This is a genomic window from Bacillus sp. FSL K6-2841 (assembly GCF_037976435.1).
GTDB lineage: Bacteria > Bacillota > Bacilli > Bacillales > Bacillaceae > Bacillus > Bacillus pumilus.
In genome coordinates, this window is record NZ_CP150266.1 from 2,357,791 (window position 1) to 2,383,349 (window position 25,559).

The 25,559-nt window shown below is 42.1% G+C and carries 28 protein-coding genes and 1 other annotated feature; of the genes, 6 read left to right on the top strand and 22 right to left on the bottom strand.

Going from position 1 to position 25,559, the window contains the following annotated elements:
- Nucleotides 1–13 precede the first annotated feature (13 nt).
- Nucleotides 14–655 carry a class I SAM-dependent methyltransferase gene (locus tag MHH68_RS12020; protein ID WP_058014586.1) on the bottom strand — a complete coding sequence of 214 codons (642 nt, stop codon included), beginning with the start codon at nucleotides 653–655 and terminating at the stop codon, nucleotides 14–16.
- A gap of 186 nt (nucleotides 656–841) precedes the next feature.
- On the opposite strand from MHH68_RS12020, the gene MHH68_RS12025 reads away from it, so the two are divergent.
- Complete coding sequence (locus MHH68_RS12025; protein ID WP_339165796.1) at nucleotides 842–1,045, top strand: YrzA family protein; 204 nt, start codon at nucleotides 842–844, stop codon at nucleotides 1,043–1,045.
- A 35-nt stretch (nucleotides 1,046–1,080) separates the two neighbouring features.
- On the opposite strand, the gene MHH68_RS12030 is transcribed toward MHH68_RS12025, so the two are convergent.
- The 3 genes from MHH68_RS12030 to greA form a co-directional block, all read right to left on the bottom strand.
- Nucleotides 1,081–1,746, bottom strand: coding sequence for a YrrS family protein (locus MHH68_RS12030; protein ID WP_061408737.1), 666 nt, complete (start codon nucleotides 1,744–1,746; stop codon nucleotides 1,081–1,083).
- 67 nt (nucleotides 1,747–1,813) lie between these two features.
- Nucleotides 1,814–3,556, bottom strand: a complete 1,743-nt coding sequence (locus MHH68_RS12035; protein ID WP_339163270.1) for a penicillin-binding protein 2 — start codon at nucleotides 3,554–3,556, stop codon at nucleotides 1,814–1,816.
- 50 nt (nucleotides 3,557–3,606) lie between these two features.
- Entirely contained in the window at nucleotides 3,607–4,080 is a 474-nt protein-coding gene (gene greA, locus MHH68_RS12040; protein WP_012010706.1) for a transcription elongation factor GreA, read from the bottom strand.
- 637 nt (nucleotides 4,081–4,717) lie between these two features.
- Here greA and MHH68_RS12045 point away from each other — a divergent pair.
- Nucleotides 4,718–5,065 carry an Ig-like domain-containing protein gene (locus tag MHH68_RS12045; RefSeq protein WP_058014583.1) on the top strand — a complete coding sequence of 116 codons (348 nt, stop codon included), beginning with the start codon at nucleotides 4,718–4,720 and terminating at the stop codon, nucleotides 5,063–5,065.
- Nucleotides 5,066–5,117: 52 nt separating this feature from the next.
- Here the strand turns inward: MHH68_RS12045 and udk are convergent, their stop codons facing one another.
- The 13 genes from udk to MHH68_RS12110 all read right to left on the bottom strand — a co-directional run bounded on the left by udk (nucleotide 5,118) and on the right by MHH68_RS12110 (nucleotide 18,374).
- The gene (udk, locus tag MHH68_RS12050) at nucleotides 5,118–5,750 is read right to left on the bottom strand and encodes a uridine kinase (RefSeq protein ID WP_024423106.1); all 633 of its coding nucleotides are present in this window, start codon (nucleotides 5,748–5,750) and stop codon (nucleotides 5,118–5,120) included.
- Nucleotides 5,751–5,757: 7 nt separating this feature from the next.
- On the bottom strand, nucleotides 5,758–7,026 hold the full coding sequence (locus tag MHH68_RS12055) for a U32 family peptidase (protein WP_339163274.1): 1,269 nt from the start codon (nucleotides 7,024–7,026) through the stop codon (nucleotides 5,758–5,760).
- Nucleotides 7,027–7,046: 20 nt separating this feature from the next.
- Nucleotides 7,047–7,976 (bottom strand): peptidase U32 family protein, encoded by a 930-nt coding sequence (locus tag MHH68_RS12060; protein WP_180310455.1) that lies wholly within the window; start codon nucleotides 7,974–7,976, stop codon nucleotides 7,047–7,049.
- The gene (locus tag MHH68_RS12065) at nucleotides 7,973–8,638 is read right to left on the bottom strand and encodes an O-methyltransferase (protein WP_058014580.1); all 666 of its coding nucleotides are present in this window, start codon (nucleotides 8,636–8,638) and stop codon (nucleotides 7,973–7,975) included. The genes MHH68_RS12060 and MHH68_RS12065 overlap by 4 nt, the downstream gene beginning before the upstream one ends.
- A gap of 210 nt (nucleotides 8,639–8,848) precedes the next feature.
- Nucleotides 8,849–9,931, bottom strand: coding sequence for an endolytic transglycosylase MltG (gene mltG / locus MHH68_RS12070; protein ID WP_058014579.1), 1,083 nt, complete (start codon nucleotides 9,929–9,931; stop codon nucleotides 8,849–8,851).
- 64 nt (nucleotides 9,932–9,995) lie between these two features.
- On the bottom strand, nucleotides 9,996–11,093 hold the full coding sequence (locus tag MHH68_RS12075; RefSeq protein WP_339163278.1) for an acetyl-CoA C-acyltransferase: 1,098 nt from the start codon (nucleotides 11,091–11,093) through the stop codon (nucleotides 9,996–9,998).
- Complete coding sequence (locus tag MHH68_RS12080; RefSeq protein ID WP_339163280.1) at nucleotides 11,081–12,544, bottom strand: acyl-CoA synthetase; 1,464 nt, start codon at nucleotides 12,542–12,544, stop codon at nucleotides 11,081–11,083. Before MHH68_RS12080 ends, MHH68_RS12075 begins: the two co-directional genes overlap by 13 nt.
- Nucleotides 12,541–13,107: a biotin transporter BioY gene (locus tag MHH68_RS12085; RefSeq protein WP_058014577.1), complete on the bottom strand. Its 567-nt coding sequence runs from the start codon at nucleotides 13,105–13,107 to the stop codon at nucleotides 12,541–12,543. Before MHH68_RS12085 ends, MHH68_RS12080 begins: the two co-directional genes overlap by 4 nt.
- Nucleotides 13,108–13,261: 154 nt before the next feature.
- Nucleotides 13,262–13,546 carry a DUF1292 domain-containing protein gene (locus tag MHH68_RS12090; RefSeq protein WP_003216483.1) on the bottom strand — a complete coding sequence of 95 codons (285 nt, stop codon included), beginning with the start codon at nucleotides 13,544–13,546 and terminating at the stop codon, nucleotides 13,262–13,264.
- A 15-nt stretch (nucleotides 13,547–13,561) separates the two neighbouring features.
- Nucleotides 13,562–13,978 carry a Holliday junction resolvase RuvX gene (ruvX, locus tag MHH68_RS12095; RefSeq protein WP_003216519.1) on the bottom strand — a complete coding sequence of 139 codons (417 nt, stop codon included), beginning with the start codon at nucleotides 13,976–13,978 and terminating at the stop codon, nucleotides 13,562–13,564.
- Between the two features lie 3 nt (nucleotides 13,979–13,981).
- Nucleotides 13,982–14,248: an IreB family regulatory phosphoprotein gene (locus MHH68_RS12100; RefSeq protein WP_058014945.1), complete on the bottom strand. Its 267-nt coding sequence runs from the start codon at nucleotides 14,246–14,248 to the stop codon at nucleotides 13,982–13,984.
- Between the two features lie 89 nt (nucleotides 14,249–14,337).
- On the bottom strand, nucleotides 14,338–16,974 hold the full coding sequence (alaS, locus tag MHH68_RS12105) for an alanine--tRNA ligase (protein WP_058014576.1): 2,637 nt from the start codon (nucleotides 16,972–16,974) through the stop codon (nucleotides 14,338–14,340).
- An 80-nt stretch (nucleotides 16,975–17,054) separates the two neighbouring features.
- Nucleotides 17,055–17,263 (bottom strand) — a binding site (T-box leader).
- A gap of 46 nt (nucleotides 17,264–17,309) precedes the next feature.
- Nucleotides 17,310–18,374: an AI-2E family transporter gene (locus MHH68_RS12110; RefSeq protein ID WP_058014575.1), complete on the bottom strand. Its 1,065-nt coding sequence runs from the start codon at nucleotides 18,372–18,374 to the stop codon at nucleotides 17,310–17,312.
- A gap of 165 nt (nucleotides 18,375–18,539) precedes the next feature.
- Between MHH68_RS12110 and MHH68_RS12115 the strand changes: the two genes are divergently transcribed.
- The 4 genes from MHH68_RS12115 to MHH68_RS12130 all read left to right on the top strand — a co-directional run bounded on the left by MHH68_RS12115 (nucleotide 18,540) and on the right by MHH68_RS12130 (nucleotide 21,491).
- On the top strand, nucleotides 18,540–19,268 hold the full coding sequence (locus MHH68_RS12115; RefSeq protein ID WP_058014574.1) for an amino acid ABC transporter ATP-binding protein: 729 nt from the start codon (nucleotides 18,540–18,542) through the stop codon (nucleotides 19,266–19,268).
- Nucleotides 19,269–19,282: 14 nt separating this feature from the next.
- Nucleotides 19,283–20,092, top strand: coding sequence for a transporter substrate-binding domain-containing protein (locus tag MHH68_RS12120; RefSeq protein ID WP_339163284.1), 810 nt, complete (start codon nucleotides 19,283–19,285; stop codon nucleotides 20,090–20,092).
- An 80-nt stretch (nucleotides 20,093–20,172) separates the two neighbouring features.
- Nucleotides 20,173–20,826, top strand: coding sequence for an amino acid ABC transporter permease (locus MHH68_RS12125; RefSeq protein WP_058014572.1), 654 nt, complete (start codon nucleotides 20,173–20,175; stop codon nucleotides 20,824–20,826).
- Nucleotides 20,827–20,840: 14 nt separating this feature from the next.
- Nucleotides 20,841–21,491 carry an amino acid ABC transporter permease gene (locus MHH68_RS12130; protein WP_003216394.1) on the top strand — a complete coding sequence of 217 codons (651 nt, stop codon included), beginning with the start codon at nucleotides 20,841–20,843 and terminating at the stop codon, nucleotides 21,489–21,491.
- Nucleotides 21,492–21,533: 42 nt separating this feature from the next.
- Here MHH68_RS12130 and MHH68_RS12135 read toward each other — a convergent pair whose 3' ends face one another.
- The 5 genes from MHH68_RS12135 to MHH68_RS12155 form a co-directional block, all read right to left on the bottom strand.
- Nucleotides 21,534–21,665 carry a YrzQ family protein gene (locus tag MHH68_RS12135; RefSeq protein ID WP_003216198.1) on the bottom strand — a complete coding sequence of 44 codons (132 nt, stop codon included), beginning with the start codon at nucleotides 21,663–21,665 and terminating at the stop codon, nucleotides 21,534–21,536.
- A gap of 20 nt (nucleotides 21,666–21,685) precedes the next feature.
- On the bottom strand, nucleotides 21,686–21,877 hold the full coding sequence (locus MHH68_RS12140) for a hypothetical protein (RefSeq protein WP_003216308.1): 192 nt from the start codon (nucleotides 21,875–21,877) through the stop codon (nucleotides 21,686–21,688).
- A gap of 13 nt (nucleotides 21,878–21,890) precedes the next feature.
- Nucleotides 21,891–22,349 (bottom strand): prc-barrel domain-containing protein, encoded by a 459-nt coding sequence (locus MHH68_RS12145; protein ID WP_244270752.1) that lies wholly within the window; start codon nucleotides 22,347–22,349, stop codon nucleotides 21,891–21,893.
- Between the two features lie 135 nt (nucleotides 22,350–22,484).
- Complete coding sequence (locus MHH68_RS12150) at nucleotides 22,485–24,869, bottom strand: ATP-dependent RecD-like DNA helicase (protein WP_339163288.1); 2,385 nt, start codon at nucleotides 24,867–24,869, stop codon at nucleotides 22,485–22,487.
- Between the two features lie 19 nt (nucleotides 24,870–24,888).
- Complete coding sequence (locus MHH68_RS12155) at nucleotides 24,889–25,542, bottom strand: tetratricopeptide repeat protein (protein WP_339163290.1); 654 nt, start codon at nucleotides 25,540–25,542, stop codon at nucleotides 24,889–24,891.
- Nucleotides 25,543–25,559 lie beyond the last annotated feature (17 nt).

Consider the following 25,559-nt stretch of genomic DNA (forward strand, 5'->3'; position numbering starts at 1 on the left):
CAAAAACATCCTTTCATTCCCTTTTCTTCGCTTCTACGATCCAAACAAAATCATTCATTTGATGAAAGGACGTACTAAAACCTTCTTCTTCAAAGATTTGCTTTAGCACATCGATGGATGGATAATATTCCGTTTCTAAATCCTCAGCAAGCTGATCGAATCCTGCCGCTTTCGCTTTGTTGATTTCAGCTTGATGTGCTGCTTGATTTTGAAACATTGTATCAGCAAAGACTATTTTACCACCTGAGTGAAGGATGTTGCTATAGGTGTGAATGGCTTGTTTTTTTTCTTCGTCCGTTAAATGGTGGAAAGCATATGAACTGACAATTGTATCCGGCTCAAATGGCGGCGCTGGAAATGATAAAAAATCCCCATCATGAAACACATCGGGTATTCCCTTTTGAAGAGCCGCTTTCTTCATAGCGTCTGATGGTTCAACGCCAAATACGTTCTTATCAGCTGTGAGCAGTGCCGCTGTTAAATTCCCAGTGCCGCTTCCAAACTCAAGAACATCTTGACCTGCACGGCGAACTATTTCTTTTAAAATAACCGGATACCGGCGAAACACTTCTTCATACTGCTCATCATGACCACTTACCGTGTCATCATAAGAGTCAGCCCAATGATCAAATAAAGAAAGAAACTCACGTCCCATTTTCTTTCCCTCCACTTTATCTATTTATTCCTATGCGTATAGTATGCTTTAATCCGTCAAACAGTTCCTATCCTACCACATCTTCAGTTTCTTTCCTACTAAAAAATACTGGTAGGGGTAGAAAAATATTTGCTCTTTTAGAGGAGAGAGATTAAGATGAATGAAGAGTATGGTGAAGTGGATCAAATGGATTTTCAGTTGGATTTTCTAAAGGATAAAATTGAATTCTTTGAAGCATCGTCTTTAAAAGAACTTGAACAAAAGATCCAAAAACAAATTGAATATAATCAGGCAATTCTGCTGACCGTTCATTCTGTCAGTCATCAAACGACTGTGATCGATGACCGGATTTTGTATACAGCGGTTGTTCATTTTAAGGCGAATATCTAAAAAAAGATAGCATGACTGCTATCTTTTTTTCATGTTTATTTTAATTTCTCAACCTTTACAGGTTTCCAGCCTTTTTCATCTACCCATGTGATTTCCACGCGGTAGCGTTCGCCTGTTGATTTATCACGGATGGTTCCCTTTGCATCTTGAGGACCTCCGTTATTTCCTAACCAAAGAACTGTCATTTGATCTTCTGAAATTCCCGTCGCATAGGACATGGCTTTCATCATTTCTTTCCAGTCTTTTGAGTTAGAATCATAAGTTGCTGTATGTGAACCGGATTGCTCTGTTCCTACAGGCTCCCAGTCATCGCTTTCGTATGTTTTGTCTACGTCACTCGTTGAGCCACCATCTGTTTCTTTGGCGTCTTTTAACGCATCTTTATGAGGCTCTTTTTCATCATCTGACTTCTTCGTATCGTCGTCTTGATCAGATGAGTCATCTTTTTTTGCATCTGAATCATCGGATGTGTCTTTCTTTTGATCTTTCACATCTTCATCTGATTTTTGTTTATTTTCACTTGTTGCAGGCGCCGTTTTAGAAGGTGCATCCGCTACATCTGTGTCTTTCGGTTTATTAAAAATTAACAAACTCGTTGCGACCACCAAAATAAGCACCACAACGATACCAATTAATATGTTAAGCACCATATTCGCCTTTCTGCGCTTATCACGATGTTCAAATCGAGAATTTCTACTCAAAATCTCTGCACTCCTTTGCCTCTGTTCCCTAAGTCGTTACTATTCTAACATGACATGAAGGGATGTTCTATGTCTGTTTCTTTTCAATTTCGTTGACCTTTTTTACAATATCATAAAACGCATCATTTGTCTTAGCCTGGCCACTTGCCTCGTCAAGGTGAACAACGACTAGTGCGTATTTTGGTTTTTCCACCGGAAAGTATCCAGCAAACCATTTATGATAAAGCGGATTCCCCTTTTTATCTTTACTGCCGGTTTGGGCAGTGCCTGATTTCCCTGCCACATCGAATGGAAGGTCTTGAAACCTTCTTCCTGTTCCTTTGTCAGACGTCACCACCTGCCTTAAGTACTTTTGCAGCTTTTGAGCTGTATAGCGGTCAATACTGCCTCCTTCTGGTCGTTTGTTTTGAAAGGTTAGCATCGTTGTTCCGTTTTGATACAACACTTTTTCAGCGATTTTCACTTCTTTTCGTTCTCCGCCTCTTGCAATCGACGCCATCATATTGGCCATTTGCAAAGGAGTCGTTTTGACATTTTTTTGCCCTATTGCAGTTTGAGCAATGGCTTTTTTGACATGCTTGTCTCTTTTATCCCCCCACACATTGCCGGTTTCTTCACGATCAAACTGTTTGAAATGCTGCTTATGATAAACATCCCCTTCCCAGCCAGCTCGATCAATGAGTCCAAGCTTTGCAGCCGTCTTTTCGATGATTTGATCATCTGTTTGGATCAGCTTGCCAGCAAGTGTTGCAAAGGTATAATTACAGCTCTGCGAAAAGCTCTCAGACAGATTGAGCACTTCCTGCGTTCCTTCTGGCTCTCCATATAAATTCTTTCGACAGTCATACATCGTTTGTGGCTGGTCCAGGTTTTTTTCAATTGCTGCGGCAAGGACAGCGGTTTTAAAAACAGAGCCTGGTGCCATGGCAGTCAGCATGTAATTTCTTGCTTCATGCCGGTTTTTGCTTGTGACGTTTGGCGTACTTGCCATTGCCAGCACACTGCTGCTTTCAATGTCGAGCAGAACAGCCCCGCCCTTTTCGACGCCTTTGTCTTTCAAAACCTTCTCCATTTCAGCTTGCATGTTTTCATCAATTGTTGTTTGAACTTGAAGAGGATAAAACGAATGAGCCTCTGCTGTATATTTGACGTCCATCCCAAACAAAGGGTTTCCTCTTCCGTCCACATGATATAACAATTTTGTGTCTTGCTCAGGTAATAGAAATTCGTCAAAGGTGCTTTCCAGCCCAAAAGTACCGATTTCTGTACGGATGGAAAGCTCTTTTTTATCAGGATAACGCTTTCTGAGCAATTCTGGATTCTCACTCGTGAAGCCTAATGTGTGGAGGGCAAGTCTTTTTTTGTCCTTCTCTTTCATATATACGCCGTACACACCTGAATATTTCATATCATTGATGTCTTTCAGCTTTTTTTTCGTGATGTCATCTTTGAGAATCAGAGGTTTTTTGGTTTCTGTCAGCTGTTTTTTGAGTGCATCTTCTTCCATCTCAAGAATAGAGGCGGTTTGTTTTAAATGAGGAAGATCATATTGCAGGAAAGGAAATAAGATCACCGCAGGCTGTTCTTTTGTGAGAAGCGCCTCGCCGTTTCGATCTAAAAATTCACCGCGGCCATCTGAAATGACCACTTCTTCTGTACGCTGTTTGACACTTTCTTGTATTAAATTGATATCAAGCTTTGAAAAAGATTCTGTGAAAAACAGTTGAATTTCTGCCAGTCTCATGAGAAGACCGAGCAGCAGCATAAAAATAATAGCACCTGTCCATTGAATTCTACGTTTTTTGCGCATAAAAACACCTCGTCCCTATTGTGGACGAGGTGTTTATCGTATAAACGTTATTATGAAATTTTTACAATTTGGACGAACATTTCTCCGCCAGGTGTTTGAACGGTTACTTTGTCGTCTACTTGTTTGCCTAACAGGCTTTTTGCAATTGGTGAATCGTTTGAAATCTTTCCTTCAAACGGATCAGCTTCTGCACTTCCAACGATGGTGTAAGACTCTTCTTCTCCGTCTGGTAATTCAACGAAAGTGACTGTTTTACCAAGTGAGACAATATTTGAGTTTCCTTCATCTTCGATAATTTTGGCATTGCGAATCATATTATCAAGCGTAGTGATACGCCCTTCTACAAACGCTTGCTCTTCTTTAGCAGAATCATATTCCGAGTTCTCAGAGAGGTCTCCAAAGCTTCTCGCAATTTTAATACGCTCTACAACCTCTTTACGTTTAACCGTTTTCAAATATTCAAGCTCTTCTTCTAACTTAAGTTTTCCTTCTTCTGTCATTGGAAATACTTTCTCTTGTGCCATGAATCATTCACTCCTTCTATTAATCCTCATCATACATATTTTCTGCACGTGAGTGACGACTGAAATATACAAGAATGAGGACTTTTTCAGGCCCTCATTCCTTCTGTCCCATATTTGTAAAAGTCCATCTTACATGGCGTCCCTTTTAGATGCAACTATTATGCCTTTTTTTCAGACAGAACCATTATCAGTGGTCCAAAGATGATCTATCTCCATCGCACAAACTGTGGAAAGGCACAGGAAGCTCCTGTACCTCGTTCGCCATTTCGATCATATGTAGAAGAATAGCTTATCCATTCTCCATCTTCCAATACATAATATGGTCAGTGTACGATATGTCTATGCTATATTATTACAAAATTGCTTTTTGATCAAGAATTGTTTGAAAATTTGTGATGATTTGTTTGTCGTTTTTTTAATATACTTTTTTAACTTCATTCTTTCGCTATGTGGTAGTGATTTCTCCATCTCTTCTTTTCTTCATTGTTTTATTATCATATCAAACCCTTAAGATTCTTTCTGAGAATGCTGCTTTAATAAAAGTTCACACATAATCAACAAATATTAACAAGGAAATATTTGGTTTTTGTTGAATTCTATCAATGCAAGACCAAATACATGCTAGGGAGTGTTTTAAATGAACATGAAGAAAACAATTGTTTCTGTTCTATCCATCTCTACATTATCTTTTTCACTAATGGGCATGGCTTCGGCCAAAGAAACAGCGGATGTCACAGTCAATAGCAGTTCTTCTGGATTTCAAACTTTAGATGTGATTTCGATTCAAAATTACAGTTTACCTTTAAGAGTTGGTGAGCGCTACTCTGTCTATGATTCTGCAGCTACACGTTATTGGACAGATAACCAGAGTGTAGCTTCTGTTAGCTCTAGTGGACTAGTGACCGCTCATTCAACTGGTAAAGCCACTATCACTCTTTATAAAGGATCATCTGTCTTAGGACAAGTTTTCGTGACTGTTTATTAATATGATGTTGAAAAGACCTTTACAATGTAAAGGTCTTTTTCTTCTCCACCATTTACTCTGCTCGGTTTTGAAGAATCGTTTGAATTTTTGTCACCATTAAGTCGATCGCCACATGATTTTGGCCGCCTTCTGGGATGATGATATCGGCGTATCGCTTAGTCGGTTCAATGAATTGATTATGCATCGGTCTGACAACAGATACATACTGTTCAATGACAGAATCGATTGAACGGCCTCTTTCTTTCGTATCGCGTAAAATGCGGCGAATGATGCGCAGATCTGCATCTGTATCAACATACAGTTTAATATCCATTAAATCTCTTAGGCGTTCGTCTTCTAGTGCAAAGATGCCTTCTACGATGATAACATCCTTTGGTTCAACATGGACAGTCTCTTCTGAACGTGTGTTGAGCTTGAAATCATATATTGGTTTTTCAATGGATTCGTACCTTAAGAGCTGTTCCAAATGCTCAAACATCAGGTCATTGTCGAATGCGAGCGGATGATCATAGTTCGTAAGCAGGCGCTCTTCAAATGGCATATGACTTTGATTTTTGTAATATAAATCTTGCTGAAGCATGAGGATGGAATGTCCTTTAAATTTTTCATAAATTGAATTGGTGACGCTCGTTTTACCTGAACCCGAGCCGCCAGCAATTCCAATGACAACTGGTTTACTCCTCATGTGCCTGTTATTTCCCCTTTCTCATCATGTTGCTAGGGTATACTTTTTGATCGAGCTTGAATTTGACGATTTGCAGCGGATGACGAGCGGCATCTAGTTCATTTCCTTTTTCATCCCAAATCGTCTCAATTTTGCATGTGAAATTCTCAATTTCTGGCCCGAAAAATTCGACTTCGTCCCCTGCTTTAAAGAAGTTACGCTGCTGCAATGTGACGATTTGTTCTTTTTCATCATAATGAAGAACGAGACCTGCGAAATCAAAAGTCGTTTTCTTTCCATGAATGCCAAACATTTGCTCATCCGTTCCCGGTACACCTTCGAAAAAGGCTGGTGCTGTGTCACGGTTTGCACATTTATCTAATTCATCTAACCATTCCTGCTCAATGACAAAATTGTCCGGGTCCGCACAATAGGCGTCGATGACTTTGCGATACACACTCACGACAGTTGCTACGTAATGAATTGATTTCATTCGTCCTTCGATTTTCAAGCTGTCAATTCCCATTTCAATCATTTGAGGAATGGATTCGACAAGCTTTAAGTCTTTTGGACTCATCGCAAATGGTGCGTCTTCCTCTCCAAATAATGGCGCTTCCTCAGAACCTTCTAGTTTATAAAGATCATAATCCCAGCGGCAGGATTGGCAGCAGCCCCCGCGGTTAGAATCTCTTGCCGTCATATGGTTACTGAGCACGCAGCGGCCAGAGTAAGCAATACACATCGCACCGTGAATGAACGTCTCAATTTCAATATCGACCTTTTCTTTCATTTCTCTAATTTCCAGCGCACTTGTCTCGCGAGCAAGCACCACACGCTCAAGCCCTTCTTCTTTCCAAAACTGAACAGCCTTCCAGTTCGAAAGAGATTGCTGTGTGCTTAAATGAACTTCAAGCTTAGGTGCGACACGTTTACACGTTTCAATAATCAGCGGGTCAGCCACAATAATGCCCGCTACTCCAGCGCCTTCAATCCCTTGAAGGTATTCCTCCAGCCCGTCCATGTTTTCGTTGTGGGCAAAGATATTCGTTGTCACATAGATTCGTGTACCATATTTATTTGCAAATGCGACACCTTCAGCCATTTCTTCAATTGAAAAGTTATCGGCATTTGAACGAAGTCCAAATTCTTTTCCGCCTATAAAGACAGCGTCTGCTCCGTAATGTACAGCAATTTTCAGCTTTTCCAAATTTCCTGCTGGTGCAAGCAGTTCTGGTTTTTTTGTAATGACACGTTTCCCGTCAATCATTTCAGAAATACCATCTTTCAATAGTGCCATTTCCTCTGCCTCCTCTTATATTAATAAACCGTTTCTTTAAAGAAGAACCCTGTATCAATTGAACGATTCACTGGCTGAATCTCTTCAATCCGCTTCACCCAGTCCTCTTTCTGATCTTCATACGCGTCTTTGTCAGTCGCTAATAAATCAATTGCTTTTCTATATAAAGACGTCACCTCTGTCATATAAGAAAGTGACTTTAAAATTCCGTCAATTTTAAATGAGTCGATGCCTGCATCAACAAATTCCTCTAATTCGTCAATCATACACACATCATTTGGACTCATAATATGAGTGCCGTTTGCATCCTCGAAAATAGGGTATTTGTTTTGACGCTCTTGGTCATGAAGGAATAGTCCTTCCTCCATATTTCTGCCTTCGACGTCCATTTGTTTGCCCTGGTATTCAAAGTAGTTGCCAATGAGCGTACGTTTTGATTGGAACATACATGTCATGCCATGGACTTGAATTTCGATTTCCACCTCGGCATTTTCTTTGATGTCGATGACACTGTCCATGTTCAGTTCTTTGGCAAGAACAGCACGCGTTGCACCTTTTCTGCCCCAGTAGTTACAAGTGTAATAGTTTGTCCCAGTCGTTTCTGTACTCCAGTGGAGATTCAGGCTTACCCCTGTTTCTTTAGCGGCCATGATCACAGCTGGGTCTCCAAAGACGACGCCATCTACGTTTAATGCATCGAGAAAGGTTAAGTAATCTCCAAGCAGCTGCACACGATCATTATGAAAAATCGCATTCATCGCCACATACACTTTTTTGTGATGCTTATGTGCAAGCTCAACCGTCTGTTTCACATCTTCTCTTGAAAACTCGCCTGCAAGACGAATACCGTATGTTTGTTCGCCTATTAAGAATGCATCAGCTCCCGCCTCAATTAATGGCAGTACATCTGACACCTTGCTTGGCGTCACAAGCAATTCTGGTTTTTTCATGATTGGTCACCTCTTTTAGTACTAATGGCGATCCCGTCTCCAACTGGAATAATACACGTTTGGAAATCGGGGTTTGACATAAGCCATTGATTGTATCGATCAATTTTTCCAATTAATTGTTTTTTTCTTTTATCTTCTATTTCTTCTTCATAGTTCGTTGCCACTAAACCTTTAAATAATACGTTGTCTGTAATAATCATTCCGTCATGAGCAAGCATCGGTTCAAACAGCTCAAAAAAACGTTTGTACTGCCCTTTTGCGGCATCAATAAAGATCACATCATAGGGCGCCATCGTTTGGACTGTTTTAGCCGATTCTATGGCATCACCAAAGAACACGTGTATTCTTTCTTTTAACTTTAATTCCTCAATGTTCCGTGTCGCTTCTTCATAGCGTTTTGCATTTCGCTCAATCGTAAAAATTTCAGCATCTGGTAGAGCTGTCGCCATTCGAATGGCGGAGTAGCCTATCGCTGTCCCAACCTCAAGAATTTTCTTCGGCTTTTTCATCGACAGCAGCTGCAGTAAAAGTTCAATGCTCACCTTTTCCATAATTGGCACATGATGCTCTTTTGCATATGCCTCTAATTGAGCGATTGCATCAGGACTTGGGTGAATTAAATGTTCAATATAATCATTCATTTGATCATCTTCGATAGTCATTATTTGTCTAGCTCCTTCATGACCTGAAAAAGAAGAGTCCTGCCTGTTGCAGCTCTCTTTCTCGTCAATCTTTCGTTCATCTAAGTAAAACAACCCGATATATTTTACCACAAAGAAGTGGACATTGCGAACCTATAAAATGGATATTTCAACGAAAAAAACTGCAGGCAATCTTGAATTGTCTACAGTCTTTTTCGATTCACATGTACATTAATTGCTGCCTGTGATGTATTTGGCTTTCGCTTTGTTGTGCTCATTTAACGTTTTTGTAAAGACGACTTCTCCATTTTTCTTCGCAAGGAAGTACACATAATCCGTTTTATCTGGGTGCAGTGCGGCTTTCCATGAAGATTCGCCAGCATTTGCAATAGGTCCAGGCGGCAGCCCCTTGTTGTTATACGTATTATAAGGAGATTTCACCTTGAGATCTTTGTAATAAACACGGGATTTATGTTCACCCAGTGCATAAAGAACGGTTGGATCGGTTTGAAGCGGCATGTCCTTTTTCAACCGGTTATAAAAAACACTGGAGATTTTTGCGCGATCCGTCTTTTCCGTTGCTTCCATTTCAATCAGTGATGCCATCGTTAACACATCATGTATGGACATGTTTCTCTTTTTCATGTCTTTTTCATACGTTCTCACGTATTGATCTGTTTGTTTAATCATCGTTTCAATGATCGTTTCGAGTGATTCATCCTCACGATAAAATGGATACGTCGCAGGGAATAAATAACCTTCTAACGGATGTTTCACCTGTTTGCCATTTACCTGTGATGTCACCGTTTTCGGATATTTTTTCATTAGCGTTTGAATAAACGCAGGATCATCCAGCTTCGCTTGCACTTCTTTCGCTGAAAAATTCGTCTGGTTTGCAATCACTGCCGCAATATCAGACAGCTGTTTTCCTTCTGGAATCACAAGCTGAAAGGCATAGTCTGTCCCTCCAGATGTCAGCTTTTGAATCAGCGTGTCTGCGTCCATCGTTTGTTTCAAATGAAAGTATCCCGCTTTAAAGCCGGACGCATTTTTGTATTTTGCATAATAAGTGAAAATCGTGTCATTCGAAATGAGCCCATTTTCTTTTAAAATGCCCGCAATCTCACGGACAGATGTCCCATTAGGAATATGAATATTAATCGTTTGTTTGCTTTTTTGATCGACCGGTCCAAGTGCTGATTTAACATATAAAAAGCCTGATAATGCTGCAATGATGATGACAGCAAGGACAGATAACAGGACGATCCCCATTTTTCTTTTGAAAAATGGTCGTTTCTTTTGTTCTGAAAACATGCATGGCCCTCCTCACATCTAGCTTTTATAGTACATGATTCGACGGAGTTCGGCAATTACTTGCTCATGCATGTCTTGACAGAACTTGACATAATACGGCTAAACCAACGCCGCCACCACTCCCAATAGCAGCCATGACATAGCTTCCATTCGGTAAGGCGCGCGCTTCGTAAAACAGTCTCACCATCATCGCAGCCCCTGATGCGCTATATGGATGACCAAGACAGAGTGCACCGCCTCTTTTATTGATTCGGTCATAAGGAATATCCAGCGTACGAGCAATCAGCGCTATTTTCAGAGCAAAAGCTTCATTGATTTCAAACAGTGCAACATCCTCTGCCTTGATTTTCTCTTGATGTAGAAGTTTCTTCATCGCATCAATCGGTGCAGCAGCTGGAAAATTGGGATGCATCGCCGTCACAGCACTTCCGGCATATCGCAGCATTGGCTGAAACCCATTTGCCTCCGCTAGCGCTTTTTCCATCACAACGACCGCTGCTGCACCATCTGCTTCTTTGCAGCTATTGGCGGCAGTTACTGATCCATTCCCCGGTGAAAATACAGGCTTTGCCCGCTGGATCAGTTTTGCCATCGGTCTTATTTTAGCGGCCGCTTCATCTATACTCAGTCCGTCAATTGAAACGATCTCTTCTGAATATGTACCACGTTTGATTGCATCTATACTTCTTTCCCAGCTTAATTGCGCATAGTCATCTTGTTCTTTTCTTGTCACAGAGAATCTCGTAGCGGTCAGCTCTGCTGCTTCTCCCATAGCCGGATCTCCTATCCATTCCGGTGAAAAGCGGGCTCTTTCTTTCATTGGTGATCTTGAAATGCTCTCAGTCCCGCCAGCGATATACATTGAGCCTTCTCCTGATTGAACCATGGCGCAAGCTGTTCGGATTGCTTCTAGACCTGAGGCACACTGCCTATCAACCGTCATCCCGGGTACCAAGAAAGAAAGCCCTGCTTCTAATGAGGACAGACGGGCCATATTCCCGCCGCCTCCTACAACATTTCCTAATATGATGTCGTCCGGCGTCATCCCTTTAGACAAATACTGAATAAGAGGCGCGGCTAATTGCTCTGGACGATAATCCTTCAGCATCCCATTTTTATCACCGAAGGGTGTCCGTTTTGCTTGTACAATTACTGCTTGCATGACAATTGTCCCTCCGCCCACTTTTTCATACTGGCACGTGCTATTTTTCCTCCGGATGTTTCAATTATTTGATCCATGACAAGCCATTTTTTAGGCACCTTGTAGGCCGCCAGTTTTTCTTTGACAACTTGCCGAATCCTCTTTGTGTGCTGTCCTTGTTCAATAATAGCAACAGGGATTTCACCCCAATATGGGTCAGGAACGCCAACTACAACCGATCGCTTCACTTCTGGCAGTTCATTTAGCACACGCTCAATTTCCTCTGGGAAAATATTCAGCCCTCCATAGACGATCATGCCATTTTCACGGCCGCTCATATGCAAATAGCCGTCTTCATCCAGCCAGCCCATATCATAAACTGTCAGCCACTCCTTCGGCTGTTTCTCCTCATGTAAGTAGCCTGCAAAAGACATCGGGCTCTTCACATAAATTCTTCCTGTCTCATTTGGTCGGCAGACTGTTTGATCAGCTCGCCTCACTTCAATTTGAATGGGAGAAAAAGGCCGTCCGACAGATGAAGGCTTTTGCAAAAAGTCATTTGAAGATAAGTAGGAAACAAAGCTTAACTCTGATGTGCCGTAAAAATCAAAAAATGTCACATGCGGATAGTTGGTCACGAGTTGTTTCTTTGAAGGAGTGCCCCAATCTGCTCCAGATGATATGACAAGAAGCGGATTGTCTCTCTCAAAAGCGTCTATTTTCAGCAACGATTCTGTCATCGTAGGGACAGTATACATCACAGTAATGTCTCCTGCCTGTAAGGCTTTTTTCGCTTTCACTGGCGTAAATTTTTCTAAAATCGTCACTGTGCCGCCAAAGTATAATGTACAGATGGCACCATATAAAAAGTGAGAGGATAAGAGTGTACCAGCTATAAGAACATGATCTTGATGAGTGATTCCAAATGTATCGGCTGTTGTTTGAAAGCTTTTGATCCATGACTGCTGGCGCCTGATAAATGCTTTAGGTGAACCAGTTGATCCTGACGTAAATCCCATATAAAAGATAGGGTCGATCTCGCTGTCGCATTTGTTAGATGGACCTTGTGTGATGAGGCTCATTTTTTCCTTCCATTCAGATAAAGAAAGAACCTGCAAATCTTCGCTGTACTTTTCAAATCTATTTAAATATCGATCCTCGATAATGACGAGAGCTGCCTCACTTAACAAAAGCTTTTTAGCACATTCCTCACGGCTCCATCTCGGGTCAAGCGGGATAGCTGTCCACCCTGCACAAGCAGCGCCAGCAAATATTTGGAGAAAAGAAGCACCATTTGATAATAAAAAGGCAACTCTTTTTTGCTCATGAGCCGTTTGTTGTAACCATTGCGCTGATAGCCGGACACGCTCATACCAATCTTGATAAGTGATCCTTTCTTGTCCATCAATGATGGCGATATGATCTGGGTTCATTTCTGCATGTGATGCATAGCTTTCCGTTATTCTGTTCAAACTGCACGCCTCCCTTTATGCACATCCCTTTTTCGATATGACATAGCCGCAATGATTTTCACCGTGAGAACAGCACATATGCCCGCTTTGATGAGATCACCTGGAATATAAATCAGACTTAGGAGAGCAGCCTGAGTGACCTTGATATCCATCATCATCGCTTGAAAAGGAATGCCGCATAGATACAAAATTCCGATACTGCATACCGTAAAGATCATAAAAAGGTGCAAAGTGGTCACTTTTTTCAGACGGTTGATCCACAAACTAATCATGAGGGCAGCCACTGGATAAGCAAGTAAAAATCCACCGCTTGGTCCAAAAAAGACCCCTATTCCGCCTCTGCCACCTGACAAAAGAGGTGCGCCTGATGCCACAACCAAGAGAAACAGAAGTAAACTGATCAGTGCCTGTTTTGGCTTTAACAGCCCACCAGCAAGCAAAAGACCTGCCGTTTGCATTGTGATGGGTACAGGTGTAAATGTAAGTAAAATCGGCGGGATCAATCCTAACATCCCGATCACCGCAGTCATTAGCGCCATTTGCATCATATCTTGAATTTTCAATTTCCATACCCCTCACTCAATTCATTGTTAAAAATAGAGTAAAAGGTACAGCCTATTATGTCAACACGAAATAAAGTAAAGTTAACATATAAACCATAAAAAAAGACCTGTGAAGAAAGATCACGAAGATCCGTTCACAGGCCTTTTATTCGTTCTATTCTTCGTCTTCTTCTTGATCTAAGAACGTATTTAACGTTTCTTCAATCATGTCCCACTCTTCATCCGTTTCAATAGGCTCTAGCTCGCCATCTTCACCGTTTTCATTCGGTGTAAAGCTTGATGCATGAATTTCAATTTCTTCATTGTCTTGCTCAGAAATTGGGTAGTAAAGAACATATGATTTGTTAAAATGGTCGCTTTCAAAAGTAAATAGTACTTCGCAAAGCTGTTCATTTCCATTATCATCAACGATTGTAATTTGCTTTTCTCCGTGTTCCATTTGATTCACCTCATTTTAATTTAAGCTGTCTAAGTACCCTTGCAGGATCATAACAGCCGCCATTTTATCAATGACTTTTTTACGCTTTTGTCTGCTCACATCTGCAGAGATGAGCATTTTTTCCGCTGCCATTGTCGACAGGCGCTCGTCCCAAAGCACAACAGGAACATTGTACGTGTTTTCTAGCACTTTCGCAAATGATTGGCTGGCTTCACCTCTAGGACCGACCGTACCATTCATATTTTTTGGAAAACCAAGTACAATTTTATCCGTTCCATATTGCGAGACGATTTCAGACAGGCGGCTGAGACCGAAGTCTCCGCCTGCTTCATCAATTTTAATTGTTTCAATCCCCTGCGCTGTCCAGCCCATTTCATCACTGATCGCAACACCAAGGGTTTTCGTGCCTAAATCTAAGCCTAAAATTCTCATGTTTTACGCCTCTTTATGTGTCTCTAAGTACGATTTAACCAATTCCTCAATTAATTCGTCTCGTTCTATTTTACGAATTAGGTTGCGAGCATCCTGATGTCTTGGAATATAAGCAGGGTCGCCTGACAGCAAGTATCCGACAATTTGATTGATCGGGTTGTATCCTTTTTCTTGGAGTGCGTCATGTACTGTAATGAGCACTTCATTCACATTGGTTTCAGCTGAATCATCAGAGAAGTTAAACTTCATTGTCTTATCAAATGAACTCACTGCTTCTTGCACCTCTCTTCCAACATTCTACTAGCAAGCTTTTTTCTAAACGCTCATCTAATACCATTATTCTACACTACATCGCCTGATTATAAAACGGATTTAACAGATTCTTCGACAGTTGCCAGTGCTTCTTCTAGCTTTTCTGGTTGTTTTCCGCCTGCTTGTGCCATGTCTGGGCGTCCGCCTCCGCCTCCGCCGCAGATTTCAGCTGCCTGTTTCACAAGTTTCCCTGCATGCAGACCTTTTTCGATGACGTCTTTTGTCACTCCTGCTGAAATGTTTACTTTTCCGTTTTGAACGGCTCCGAGCACAATGACAGCTGAGCCTAATTTGGCTTTTAAGTCATCAACCATTGTTCTTAAATGGTTCATGTCTTTCGCGTTTACTTTTTCAGTTAACACTTTCACTCCGCCGATTTCTGTCACTTTCTCTAAAATAGAGCCTGCTTCAGCCTGGCTTAATTTTGCAAGAAGAGATTCGTTTTCTCTTTGAACCTCTTTTAAATCTGCCTGCAATGAAGCGATACGTTTTGGTACATCCTTCGTATTTGACTTCAGCTCACTCGCTGCCTGCTCTAAAATCGCCAGCTGGTCATTTAATTCTTCGTATGCCCCTTTACCAGTCACCGCCTCAATCCGGCGTGTTCCAGCACCAATACCCGATTCAGAGGCAATTTTAAACAACCCGATTTCCGCAGTATTTTGAACGTGACAGCCGCCGCATAGCTCGATGCTGTAATCGCCTACTTGGACAACTCGGACAATATCGCCATACTTCTCGCCGAAGAGCGCCATTGCACCCATTTCTTTTGCTTCCGCAATCGGCTTCAGGTCAATAGCAACAGAGATGCCTTCCCAGATCTTTTCGTTCACAATTTTTTCTATCTGAGACAATTCCTCTTTTGTGACTTGTCCAAAGTGAGAGAAGTCAAAGCGAAGTCTATTTTCATTCACCAATGATCCTGCTTGGTTCACATGGCTGCCCAAAACGTCTTTTAGCGCCTGGTGCAAAAGATGTGTCGCTGTGTGGTTTTTCACAATGCCTTTTCGAAGAGCTGATTCCACTTCCGCAGTGACTTCAAGTCCTTTTTTGGCTGTACCGCTTACGACGATACCCTCATGAACATGCTGACCATTTGGCGCCTTTTTCACGTCTTTGATGTCGATAATCACTTCAGCGCTTTTCAATGTCCCTTTATCAGCCACTTGTCCGCCGCTTTCCGCATAGAAAGGTGTTTCATCTAACAAAATTTGTACTGTATCGCCTTCATGTGCTTCTGTGACAATTTCACCATTTTGAAGCAATTCGACAATATGGGCATCTGCCGTTAGATTTTCGTAGCCAACAAATGTGCTTTCTACTTTAATATCTCCTAGAGCACCGCCTTGAACCTGCATACTGCCGACATCTTGTCTCGCATTTCTTGCACGTTCACGTTGCTTTTCCATCTCAGCCTGGAAGCCTTCTCGATCCACTGTCATGTTTTCATCTTCTGCGTATTCTTCTGTGAGCTCGACAGGGAATCCATACGTGTCATACAGCTTAAATACATCTTCACCTGAAATCTGTGTGCTGCCTTTGTCTCTTTCTTTTTTGATGACTTCTGACAAAATAGCTAAGCCTTCGTTCAGTGTTTCATGGAAGCGTTCTTCTTCATTCTTGATGACTTTTGCAATAAATTCTTCTTTCGCTTGTACATCTGGGTAGAAATCCTTCATGATTTCCGCCACTACTGGAACTAGGTCAAACATAAACGGGCGATGGATGTGAATGGTTTTTGCATAACGCACGGCACGGCGAAGCAAACGTCTTAGCACATACCCGCGCCCTTCATTGGAAGGAAGCGCTCCATCACTTACAGCAAAGGCAACCGTTCTAATGTGGTCAGCAATGACTTTGAATGCTGTATCTTTTTCCTTTGTCTCGCCATAGCTTTCTCCAGAAATGGTTTCAACGGCACGAATAATTGGCATGAATAGATCAGTATCAAAGTTCGTAGGCACGTTTTGAATGACAGATACCATTCGTTCAAGACCCATCCCTGTATCTATGTTTTTCTTCGGAAGCGGCGTGTATGACCCATCTGGATTATGGTTAAATTCAGAGAACACTAGGTTCCACACTTCTAGATATCGCTCATTTTCTCCGCCAGGATATAATTCTGGATCGTTCATATCGTTACCGTATGATTCACCGCGGTCATAGAAAATTTCTGTATTCGGTCCACTTGGGCCCTCTCCAATATCCCAGAAGTTCCCTTCAAGGCGAATAATACGTTCTTCAGGTACACCGATTTTATCTCTCCATAGAACATACGCTTCTTCGTCCTCTGGATGGACAGTAACAGATAACAAATTCGGGTCAAAGCCAATCCATTCGTCACTTGTGAGGAATTCCCACGCCCATTCGATCGCTTCTTCTTTAAAATAATCTCCAATCGAGAAGTTGCCGAGCATTTCAAAGAACGTATGATGACGTGCTGTTTTCCCTACGTTTTCAATATCATTTGTACGAATTGATTTTTGCGCGTTGCAAATACGTGGATTGTCAGGTACGACGCGGCCATCAAAGTATTTCTTTAATGTTGCCACGCCGCTGTTGATCCACAAAAGTGTCGGATCATCATGCGGTACGAGTGATGCACTCGGTTCTACAGCATGTCCTTTTTCTTTAAAAAAGTCTAAAAACATTTGGCGTACTTGAGCTGAAGTTAAAGTTTTCATTCAAAAATCCTCCCTTTTCATTCATCAATCTCCACACAAACGAAAAAACATCCCGCCCTATGCAAGCACAAAACGACTTACACAGGGACGAGATGTTCTCGCGGTACCACCCTGATTATAGACAAATTCGTCTATCACCTTCACATCCGATAACGCCGGAAGAGAGCGGCAGTGTTTATCTGCACTCGGGACTAGCTTCCGTTAAAGGTCTGATAAGGCTTTTCTCAGCAAAATAAAGCCTCTCTCTGAAACAGCTTTTTAACGTACTCGGGTCCGTCATTGAATTCAGTATGTAGTATGAATCGAAATTATTATAGACAACTCGACTCCTCTTGTCAATGAACGCTTCGCCTCATAAGGATATATTGCACAATGATCACCCTGATTATAGCGGCAGTTGGTACGGCTAAAATCATGCCTATTAAACCAAATAACTCTCCACCAGCAAGCAAGACTAGCATAATGACGACAGGATGCATATGAAGACTTCTCCCTACGATAATCGGGCTGAGGACGTTACTTTCTAAAAATTGCAGCACGGCAACTGTAATCAGCACAATAATAACCGATTTCACTGAGATGGTAAACGCAATAAAAACAGCGGGAATCGCGCCAATAATCGGTCCAAAATACGGAATAACATTCGTTGCGCCAATTAGCATACCAAGGACAAGCGGGTACGGGATATGAAACAGCCAGAGCACAATGGCTGCTGCACCCCCAATGAATGAACAGACAAGCAGCTGTCCTCTAATATAATTACCAAGTGATTCATCAACTGCCTTTACAAACGCATGTCCCCTCTTCCGAAATGAGGGCGGCGTCAAATACCATGCAGCCCGCTTCATCGTATTCATATCCTTCACCATATAAAAAACAAGAAAAGGGATGAGCGCTGCAACTAATGCGTAATCAAGTATTACTTTACAGCTAAGAATCATCCGCTCCGCGCCGTTCGCTGCATATGTCTCCGATTGAACAATTAAGCGGTCCAAGCGGTCGTGAAGTCCGTCTGGCCAATGGCTTGTATGATGATGAATATGTGATAAAGCGCCATTATACGTTTCCGCAAGCACAGGAATTTGTTCTGACAGCTCATTTAACTGCTTGATCATGACAGGCGCCCCTTTATAAACCGCAAGCCCAATCCCTCCAAAAAACAGGACATAAATCAATAAGAGACTTAGAGTCCTTGGTAAGCCCCTCGAGTGCAGTTTTTCCACTATCGGATAAAGCAGATAAGAAATAAAAATAGCAATGAGCAGCGGAATCAGAACTGCCTTTAACAACAAAAAAATAGGCATCCATAACTCGTCGAGCTGCAATAAAATGAGCAAGGATGCAAGGACAAGCAGAACCCCTGCAGCATATATCAGAAATTGGATCGGACGTTTCTTCACCTTTTTCACCTCTTTTCTTATTGTTTAACCATCTTCTGCAATTATCCATGTAAATAAAATTTGTCCTAACTTTGTTAAAAATGAATACACATGAAACATACAGCACCATCCAAAGTTACTAAAATGTCTCCACTGAATTCCACCATGTACAAGAGGAGGTTCTTCATGATCACATTCGAAGAAGTCAATAAGCATTATGGCCAGTTCCATGTACTGAAAGACATTAACCTACATATTCAAAAAGGTGAGGTCGTCGTGATCATCGGTCCTTCAGGATCAGGTAAAAGCACGATGCTCAGATGCATCAATCGTCTTGAAAGCATTGATGAGGGAAAGGTGCTTGTCAACGAAGTGCCTGTTCAGCATCCGAAAACCAATATCAATCTTGTCAGGCAAAATATCGGGATGGTATTTCAGCATTTTCATCTCTATCCGCATAAGACGGTGCTTGAAAACATTATGCTTGCGCCAATGAAGGTGAAAAAGGTGAGCAAGGAAGAAGCGAGGGAAACAGCCGAATTTTATTTACATAAAGTCGGTATTCCTGATAAAGCTGACGCCTACCCTTCAAAACTCTCAGGCGGACAGCAGCAGCGTGTTGCCATTGCAAGAGGGCTTGCGATGAAACCGGAGGTCATGCTGTTCGACGAACCGACATCAGCTCTTGACCCAGAGATGATCGGTGAGGTACTAGATGTGATGAAGCAGCTCGCACGAGAAGGAATGACCATGGTTGTCGTCACACATGAGATGGGATTTGCAAGAGAAGTGGCTGACCGTATTGTCTTTATTGATGAAGGCAGAGTTCTTGAAGAATCAACACCGGCTGCATTTTATGAGAAACCGCGTGAGAAACGCGCTCAGCTCTTTCTAAGCCGTATTTTAAATCACTAGGGGGAATGATTTTAATGAAAAAAATGAAACGCTTTGGCCTACTACTCTTTATGACTTGCTGTATTGGCGCATTAGCAGCTTGCGGATCTGCTGAAAAAGGCTCGACTGATGCAAAAAAAGGAAGCTCTTTAGAAACCATTCAGAAAGACAAAAAAATCATATTCGGGGTCAAGAATGATACACGTCTCTTCGGTCTAAAAAATCCTAGCAGCGGAGATATTGAGGGGTTTGATATCGATATTGCAAAAGCCATCGCAAAGGAAATGCTCGGTGATGAAGGAAAAGCAGAATTCAAAGAAGTGACATCAAAAACGAGAATTCCTCTACTGCAAAAAGGAGATATTCATGCAATCGTCGCAACCATGACGATTACCGAAGAGCGTAAAAAAGAAGTCAATTTCTCAGATGTTTATTTTGAAGCAGGACAATCACTGCTTGTGAAAAAAGGAAGCGACATTCAATCAATTGATGATTTGAAGAAAGGGACGAAAGTGCTTGCAGTGAAAGGGTCTACTTCTTCTCAAAATATCCGCGAAAAAGCACCTGAAGCGTCTGTATTAGAATTTGAGAACTATCAGGAAGCTTTTACAGCTTTAAAATCAAACCAAGGGCAAGTGCTGACAACTGATAATGCGATCTTATTTGGTATGGCAGATGAGGATTCAAATTACGAAGTCGTCGGCGGCACCTTTACAGATGAGCCTTATGGCATTGCTGTCAAGAAAGGGGATAAGGAATTAACAACGGCCATTAATAAAGCCCTAAAGACATTAAAAGACAATGGGGAGTATGACAAGATTCATCAAAAATGGATCAAAGAATAATGGGTTGACTTGTTAAGAATGATTTTCTCAGGGTGAGCCGCTCATTGGCTCCCCTGTTGATCAGGAAGGAAGTGAACTGATTGCTGCGGTTTTCCATTCTCACTGAAAACTTCAATCTTTATGTAGAAGGCTTTAAATATACCATTGGCGCAAGTGTCATCGCTTTGATTGGAAGCTTTTTGATCGGTACACTCATCGCCATTATGAGAATTGCGCCACTCAGGCCGCTCAACTGGTTAGGAACGGCTTACGTGGAATTTATTCGGAATATTCCGTTATTATTGATTACATTTGTCTTTTTCTTTGGGTTACCCGTGCTAGGTATTGTAGCAGATGGCTTCACCGCTGGCACAATTGCTCTTGCCATTTATACTTCTGCCTTTATTGCTGAAGCCATTCGCGCAGGGATACAAGCTGTACCGCTTGGACAAATGGAAGCAGCCCGTGCTTCAGGTCTATCCTATAGCGGGACAATGCGGTATATCATTCTGCCGCAAGCGATTAAAATTGTCATTCCCCCTCTTGGGAATCAATTTATTAACCTTGTCAAAAACTCCTCTATTTTAGGAGTCATTGCAGGGTTTGACCTCATGTATCAAGGAGACCTCATCGCTTCTAGAACATTTGTGACATTTGATGTCTACATCTTTGTTGCCATGTTCTATCTGCTATTAACGATTCCGCTCAGTTTAGGCGTTGGTTATTTGGAAAAAAGATTAGCAAGAAGCCACTGAAAGGAGGACACATTATGGATTTTCTTGGTGCCTACCAGCCTGATCATCTCGCCTTTTTACTTGAAGGATTTGCTGTCACCTTAAAAGTGGCTTTTATCTCCATCATTTTGAGCTTTCTCATTGGATTAGTCATTGGCACATTGCGGTTCGCTCAAATTCCGGTTTTATCAAAGATACTTGCAGTCGTCGTCGAAACCATTCGAAACTTGCCGCTCTTATTGATCATCTTTTTCACCTATTTTGCACTGCCCGAAATTGGCATTAAACTGAGCATTACAGCCTCGGCTATCGCAGCTTTAACCGTATTTGAATCAGCAATGCTGTCAGAAATTATTCGAAGCGGTTTAAAATCAATTGATAAAGGGCAGATTGAAGCAGCCAGATCTTCTGGTTTAACCTATATCCAAACGTTAAAAATGATTATTATGCCGCAGGCTTTACGCCGAATGGTGCCGCCAATTGTCAGTCAATTCATCTCTCTTTTAAAAGATACGTCACTAGCTGTTGTCATTGCTCTTCCAGAACTACTGCACCACGCTCAAATATTAAACGGTCAGAGCCAATCTTACTTACTGCCCATTTTCCTATTAGCGGCAATGATGTATTTTGTCGTCAATTTCAGCCTATCATTACTGGCGCGCCGATTAGAATATAGGCAGGCATAAAAAAGGACATCCGCTTTTGGCACTTAGCGGATGTCTTTTTGTTTACATCATTCTCATAACGCGTTTTCTTAGCTTTTTCATATCCCGCTTTGATGGCATATCATATCGGCTTGCAAAGTGATATGCGAGTGCGCCTGCACCAAGCGTTAATAGTGAAGAAGTCATTTTACCCATTCGAAATTCCCCCTTAACACTTATAGTTGAATTGAACGTTCATCATCACTAAACAGATCATCTAAGCTGCTTAGTGTTCCGTCTTCTTCCACTTGGTGTGTAGATATTTTGCCTTTTGACAGCGTCAATTCAATAAAACAGCCCCAGCAATAATATTGATTGACCCCAATTTTTCCGATGTCTTTACATTTGCAATTTGGGCAAATGAGCATAATCAGCACCTCTTTACGTTCGGTTTAGAACAAGTGCTTCCTTTTGAACGTTGATCAAGGTTCCGGCAGCCTGAAGCTGTTTTCGAATCCCTGATAGCTCTGTAAAGAAGCCGTCCGAGAGTTCATATGCTACGATTGTGCCCGAATTTGTGCAAAAGTATACATCTTCCAAAATGCCTAAATTTTCACCGTCAGGCGACTGCATCATTTTCTTTTTTAATTTCGAAAATAAGAGGGATGGGGCGGAGGAATCCATGCCTACTCCCTCATGGCAGCTCACATATAAGCCTTTGTCTGTCAGCTGATCCCCAGCCGAGAATGGAATGAGTGCACAGTCTTTCTTTTTCCCATCTAACACATATCCTCCGCAGCTGCCTCCGGCTAATAAGCAAATATCTTTTATGGAACCAAGTGAATGAGACGTTTCACCAGTATAGATTGACATTCCTTCAAGCTCTCGACATGTTCTCAAAATGTGCTCAACCACCTTTTGCGGAACAGTCTTATCGTGTGCGTTTGCTTCAAGACTCATACGAAGAAATGGCTTCCATGAACGAAATATGCGAATTTCTTTTCATGCTAAAAAAGGCTTCCATCTGGAAGCCTTTTATTCATGCATAAAATCAAATGGAGTGATTCCCTCCATACCGATATTTGCATCATGTACGCTAAACGGCAGTTCTTTTTGAAGTGCTGCAAGCTCCGCATCCATGACCTCTCCTGTTTGCACGAGCCGCATCGTTAAGGACGTTTGTCTGAGCGAATCCTCATTGTTTTTCACGCCCCACTCCAGTGCTGATTCCTCGCCGCACAGGATTAAAAACTTTTTACTTCGTGTAATGGCTGTGTACAGCAGATTTCGCCGAAGCATTCTGTAGTAGCTTCTCAAGACTGGCAGTACAACAATGGGAAATTCACTACCTTGTGATTTATGGATGGAGCAGCAATAGGCATGTGTAAATTGATGGAAATCCTTTTTAGTAAAAGTGATTTCATTCCCATCAAAGGAGATCACAGCCATATCTTCTTTTTCCGTGTTTTCTTTCGCATAAAAAATCGAGACAATTTCTCCAATATCACCGTTAAAAATATTGTTCTCCGGCTGATTCACAAGCTGAAGCACTTTATCACCGGTCCGGTACACCACATCACCAAACGGGATTTCTCTGCCCTTTGGTTTTTTAGGATTCAAAATGTGCTGCAGCATTTTATTGAGCTCATTAATGCCTGCTTTTCCTTTATACATGGGCGCAAGCACCTGAATGTCTTTAGCTGAATAGCCTTTTTGAGCAGCATTGCTGACGACTTTCTCAATGACTTCTTTCATTTGATCAGCTGAGCATTTTATGAAGGAACGATCCTTTGAACGTGCGGTAATATCCTTTGGCAGGACACCATTTTTCATATCATGTGCAAGTTCAACAATGCTGGAGCCGTCTGCCTGCCGGTAAATATCTGTGAGGGTAACAGCTGGTACGGCTTGTGATGCAATCAAGTCTCTTAACACTTGGCCTGGTCCGACAGACGGAAGCTGATGTTCATCTCCCACCATGATCACTTGGGTATGGTCAGGAATGGCCTTAAACAAGTGATTCGCAAGCCAAATATCTAGCATACTTGATTCATCAATGATGACAAGCTTTCCTTCAATCGGCTGTTCTTCATCATGCGAGAAGCCCTCAGATCCGTTCCAACCAAGCAGACGGTGAATCGTCACAGCTGGAAGCCCTGTTGATTCTGTCATTCGTTTAGCTGCTCGTCCAGTTGGCGCCGCAAGCACAAATGGAAAGGATTCATCTTTTTTGTAATCACTCGGATCAAGAGATACACCGTGAAGGTCGCTGTAAAGCTCAACAATCCCTTTAATGACAGTTGTTTTCCCAGTCCCAGGTCCGCCTGTTAAAAGCAGCATTGGGGACATGAGTGCCTTTTGAATCGCTTCCTTTTGTGTTGGCGCATACTGGACGCCCAGCCGTTCCTCGAGCTCACCAAGGGCTAGAAGGAATTCTGATTCAGGAAATTGATCTGCATATTCCGTTTGGGAGACGATTTTTTGTATACGTTTGGCGACACTTTGCTCGGCATAAAATAAGGACGGATGATAGCAGCGCTCATCTTCAATGATCATCTCTTTCCCTTCGCCAAGTGCAATGATCTGATTGGCGACGTCCATTTCCGTCACTTTGTACTCATTGCCTGTCTGATTGAGTAGCTTGCGGGTTTCGACGATCAAATCCTTTGTTTGTATGTACGTGTGACCGTCCTGAAGACTGGCTGTCTCCACTGTATAAAGCAAGGCTGCACGGATTCGCTCTGGGTCACTTCCTGAGATGCCAGTTCTAGCGCCAAGTTCATCTGCCTTAATAAAACCGATCCCTTCGACATCCTTGACAAGCTGATACGGGTTTTCTTCAATCTTCTGCAGCGTCTCACTCTCGTACACTTGATAAATCTTCATGCTGAGCTGCGGACCAAAGCCGTATTGATTGAGGCTGATCATAATTTGTTCCAATCCTTGATGCTCCTGAAGCGCTGCGGCCAGCTTATCTGCCTTCTTTTTTGATAAGCGCGGAACGTCATACAAAACCGCTGGGTCACGCATAATTTTATGAAGCGTCTGACTGCCAAGCTGTCCTACAATTTCTTCCGCCGTCTTTTTGCCTATCCCCTCAAATAAATCACTTGAGAGATAATGAATAATTCCTTGCTTTGTTGTCGGTACTTCTTTTTGAAAATGAGTTGCCTGAAACTGTTCACCAAACTTCGGGTGGCTTGTGACTTTGCCATAGAAGGTGTAAGTTTCTTCCTCATGAAGTGCTGGGAAGTAGCCTGTGACAGATGCTGTTTTTTCCTCTAAGTTTTCCGATGTTTCAATGACTTTCACCTTTAACACCGAGTATAAATTACTTTCATTATGGAAAATAACGGCTTGAACTGTCCCCTTTAAAAACGGTTCGTCCTCAAGCTTCATTTGATCTGGATGTTCCTGCACAGGTCTTCCCTCCTTCCGTCTATTCTGCTTCTTGAATCAACTTTTGCGCATGCAGTGCCAGCATATGGTCAGGCTGCACATCAATCGCTTTTCCTAACATCTCAAGTGCTTCGTCTTTTTTCTCTAAGTATGCATACGCAACCCCTAAATTATAAAAGGCATCTGCATGCTCCGGATCACGCGCAATCACCTCAGTAAAGGTTGTCACCGCTTCTTCCAGCAATTGTTCATTGGCTAAGCACATGCCAAATTGGAATCTTGCTTCATTATCATCTTCATTCAGTTCGATGGCACGCTGAAGATAAGGCATCGCAAGCTTCGGCTGCTCTAATTTGATGAGCGTCTGCCCCAGCATATAAAACAAATCACTATTTTCCATGCCCGCTTTTAGTGCTTTTTCAAAATAGTCTTTTGCTCTCATAAAGTCTTCTTTTAATGTGTATACATTTCCTGCCCCGTAATAGGCTGCAGCTGCAGCTTGATCAAGCTCAATTGCTTTTTGAAAGAAATTTAACGCACGTTCAATTTCATTGATGCTTGACAGCAAGTTCGCAAAGTTAATATATGGAACCGGGTCTTTCGGGCTTTCTTCAATGGCTTTCGTAAAAGCTTCCGCTGCTTTTTCGATGTTCCCCTGATTTAAGGCTTCTATGCCGATTTCATTATGATTCATTCGCTCTCTCATCCTTT